This window comes from Flavobacterium sp. (assembly GCF_027484205.1).
In the GTDB taxonomy this organism is placed as follows: Bacteria; Bacteroidota; Bacteroidia; order Flavobacteriales; family Flavobacteriaceae; genus Flavobacterium.
Window position 1 is genome coordinate 1 of the sequence record NZ_JAIXUB010000014.1, and the last position, 2,603, is coordinate 2,603.

Below are 2,603 nucleotides of genomic sequence, written 5' to 3' on the forward strand. Positions count from 1 at the left end.
CCATGTTCTGAACCAATTTCTGTTACAAGATCAGCAATTACAGCTACATCTGTAACTTTGGGATGGACTAATACAAATGCAGCAACTGAATGGCAAGTTCTTGCACTTCCTTGTGGAGGTCCTACGCCAACAGCATCAGCTACAGGATGGGTTACTGCAACAACAAATCCATTTGTTTTAAATACATTAAATCCAGATACTTGTTATGATTTCTATGTAAGAGCAGTTTGTAGTACAACTGATATTAGTGATTGGACATCAGCAGTATCAGCAACAACACAGCAAGTGCCACCTGCATGTGGTGGAACATTTTCTGACCCAGGAGGTTCATCAGGAAACTATGCAAATAATACCAATTCTATTGTAACAATTTGTCCAACAATTCCAGGTGAAGTTGTAACAGTAACTTTTACAAGTTTCAATACACAAGCAACCGCTGATGGTTTATATATTTTCAATGGAAACTCAATAGCGTCACCGTTAATTTCAAGCGGTAACCCTACAGGGACAGTTCCTGGAGGTTTAGCTGGTGCATATTGGGGAACTGCAAATCCGGGTTCTTTTACTTCAACAAGTGCAAATGGTTGTTTAACTTTTAGATTTAGAAGTGGAGCATCTACTAATGCAGCTGGATGGACATCTAATGTAACATGTGGACCACCGCCAACATGTCCTCAACCACAATCTTTATTAACATCAGCAGTTACTCATAATTCAGTAAATTTAGCTTGGACAGAGACAGGAACAGCAACTGCATGGCAGGTTTTAGCATTGCCTTGTGGTTCACCTTTTCCAACTGCAGGAGCGACAGGATGGGTTTCAGCTTCAACAAATCCATTTGTTTTAAGTGGCTTGTCTTCTGAAACTTGTTATGATATCTATGTAAGAAGTCAATGTTCAGTATCTGATTTAAGTACTTGGGCTGGACCAAAATCGATAACTACAATAATTGCACCACCAGTTTGTGGGGGATTTTTTGTTGATCCAGGTGGAGCTTCAAGCAATTATGGTAATAATGCTAATGTAACTTGGAACATATGTCCAACTATACCAGGACAACAAGTTACAGTTACTTTTACTTCTTTCGCTACTGAAAATAATTTTGATTTTTTAAGAGTTTATGATGGACCAACAGCTGCTGCAACATTAATAGGAACATACACTGGAGCTACTCTGCCTCCTCAAATTGAGGCATCATCTGCAAGTGGTTGTCTTACTTTTGTGTTTACTTCTGATGGAAGTGGTGTAAATTCTGGTTGGGTTGCCAATGTAACATGTGCTCCACCGCCAACATGCCCGAAGCCAATAAACTTAGTTGCAACACCATTATCTTCGTCTAGTGTTAATTTAACTTGGACTGAAAATGGAACAGCAACTTCTTGGGAAGTTATCATTCAACCAGCAGGTACAGGTTTGCCACCAGCAACAGCTGTTGGAACAATTGTTACAACAACTTCTTATACTGCAACAGGTTTAATGACGAATGTAAATTATGAGTATTATGTAAGAGCTATATGTTCTACTACAGATATCAGTAATTGGGCAGGACCAAGAAATTTTATATTAATAACATCATGTGCTGACAGTCTTTCATTTTGTGGTGATGAAGGAGATGAACAATACAATGGTACTACAGGAGTACCAAGTTTAGGTTCGCCTGGTTGTTTAGGTTCTACTCCTAACCCTGCTTGGTATAATTTCCAAGTTGATACTTCAGGTTCTATTAACTTTCAAATCTCTCAAACGAATTCTGTAACTGGAGCTCCGATTGATGTTGATTTTATACTTTGGGGTCCATTAACAGGTCCAACATGTACAGCTCTTTATGATTATCCTGATGGAAATACCGCATTTCCTACCAATATAGTTGATTGTAGTTATTCTACAGCAGCTGTTGAGTTTGCTAATATTCCTTCTGCAGTTGCAGGTCAATATTATACTTTGTTAATTACTAATTTTAGTAATCAACCTAGTAATATAGTATTTGGTCTTCAAACAAGTAGTACTGGTTCGGCAAGTTGTCCATGTACACTTGAATTAGGATCTGATGTGACGGTATGTGGAACTTCATATACTATTAATGCAACTTCAACAAATTCAACAGGATTTGCATGGTATAATGGTTCAGATTTAATTCCAGGTGAAACAACATCTAGTTTAACAGTTACATCATCAGGAACATATAAATGTATTATTCAATGTGGAACACTTCCAGCGGTTGAGGACACAATTAATGTTACAATAAATACACCAACGATTCCAACTTTTGATCCAATTCCAAGTGTTTGTCAAAATGCAACAGCACCAACATTGCCTTTAACATCTTTAAACGGTATTACTGGAACATGGTCTCCAAGTACTGTTGATACTGCTACAGCTGCGACTGTTACTTATGAATTTACTCCTGATGTAACACCAACTCAAACGTGTGTAGATACAACATCACTTACAGTTACTGTGAATGCTATTCCTGTTCCAGATGCGCCAGCTAATGTTGTAGCTTGTGACAGTTATACTTTACCAGCATTAACAACAGGAAATTACTACACAGGTTCTAATGGAACTGGCACGATGTTAAGTGCAGGAAATACTATTTTACTTCC

1 protein-coding gene is annotated in these 2,603 nt (G+C 38.0%); it reads left to right on the plus strand.

Annotated features, from left to right (window positions below):
- On the plus strand, positions 1–2,603 hold a 2,603-nt coding region (locus Q0049_RS05955; protein ID WP_298117612.1), incomplete at both ends, for a fibronectin type III domain-containing protein.